A 1,326-nucleotide genomic window follows, 5' to 3' on the forward strand; every position below is an offset into this window, starting at 1 on the left:
AGTGAACCGCCCCGGGTTTCGCGGAGGCTCCAACTCTTGAGAGAATGGAGCCATGAGCAAGAACAACGCGAACAAATTTTCCCCGGAAGTGCGTGAACGAGCGGTGCGCCTGGTGCAGGAGCACCGTGCGGACTACCCATCGCTGTGGCTGGCGGTCGAGTCGATCGCGCCGAAGATTGGCTGTTCATCGCAGACCCTGCTGACCTGGGTCAAGCGCCAGGAGATCGACAGTGGCAAGCGCGAAGGGCTGACAACCAGCGAACGCGACGAGCTCAAGCGGTTGCAGCGCGAGAACAAAGAGCTGCGCCGAGCCAACGATATCTTGCGCACGGCCAGCGCTTTTTTCGCGCAGGCGGAGCTCGACCGCAAGTTCAAGCTGTAAACGCCTATATCGACCGGCACCGCGATGCTTACGGGGTCGAGCCGATCTGCAAGGTTTTGCAGGTTGCCCCGTCCGCTTACCGGCGCCATGCAGCCCGCCAGCGCGATCCGTCGCTGCGCAGCGCTCGTGCCCAACGCGATGACCATCTCAAGCCCCAGGTCCACCGGGTTTGGCAGGAGAACCTGCGGGTGTACGGCGCGGACAAGGTCTGGCGGCAGCTGAACCGCGAGGGTGTTGTGGTGGCCCGCTGTACGGTCGAACGTCTGATGCATGCTCAGGGTCTGCAAGGCGTACGGCGCGGCAAGCGAGTGCGCACCACTGTGCCCGATGAAACAGCCGTGCGCCCGCTCGATCGGGTGAACCGTCAGTTCTGGGCCGATCGTCCCAATCAGCTCTGGGTTTCGGACTTTACCTATGTCTCGACCTGGCAAGGCTGGCTGTACGTGGCCTTCGTCATCGACGTCTACGCCCGGCGCATCGTCGGCTGGCGCGTGAGCACATCCATGACAACCGACTTCGTCCTCGATGCCTTGGAGCAAGCCCTCTATGACCGCAGGCCTGGCAACGATGGTTCTCTGATCCATCATTCCGATAGGGGGTCGCAATACGTCAGTATTCGCTATAGCGAGCGCCTGGCCGAGGCTGGCATCGAACCGTCGGTCGGCAGCCGCGGCGACAGCTACGACAACGCGCTGGCCGAGACAATCAACGGGCTCTACAAAGCCGAATTGATTCATCGGCGCGGCCCCTGGAAAAACCGGGAATCGGTCGAGCTGGCTACCCTGGAATGGGTCGCCTGGTTCAACCATAAACGCCTGCTCTCATCGATCGGCTATATCCCGCCTGCCGAAGCTGAGGCAAACTACTACAACCGACTCGGAACCCCATCCGATAAGGCCGTCTTACTTTAACTAAACAGCCTCCGCGAAACCCGGGGCGGTTCA

1 protein-coding gene and 1 other annotated feature are annotated in these 1,326 nt (G+C 61.6%); the gene reads left to right on the forward strand.

Annotated features, from left to right (window positions below):
* Positions 1-52: 52 nt before the first annotated feature.
* A protein-coding gene (locus DES41_RS37650) for an IS3 family transposase (RefSeq protein ID WP_114472803.1) occupies positions 53-1,293 on the forward strand; the annotation gives its coding sequence in 2 pieces (ribosomal slippage) (positions 53-338 and positions 338-1,293; 1,242 coding nt in all).
* Positions 337-453: a sequence feature (AL1L pseudoknot), on the forward strand. Its footprint overlaps the gene before it by 117 nt.
* Positions 1,294-1,326 lie beyond the last annotated feature (33 nt).

Source organism: Pseudorhodoferax soli, assembly GCF_003337555.1.
GTDB lineage: Bacteria > Pseudomonadota > Gammaproteobacteria > Burkholderiales > Burkholderiaceae_C > Pseudorhodoferax > Pseudorhodoferax soli.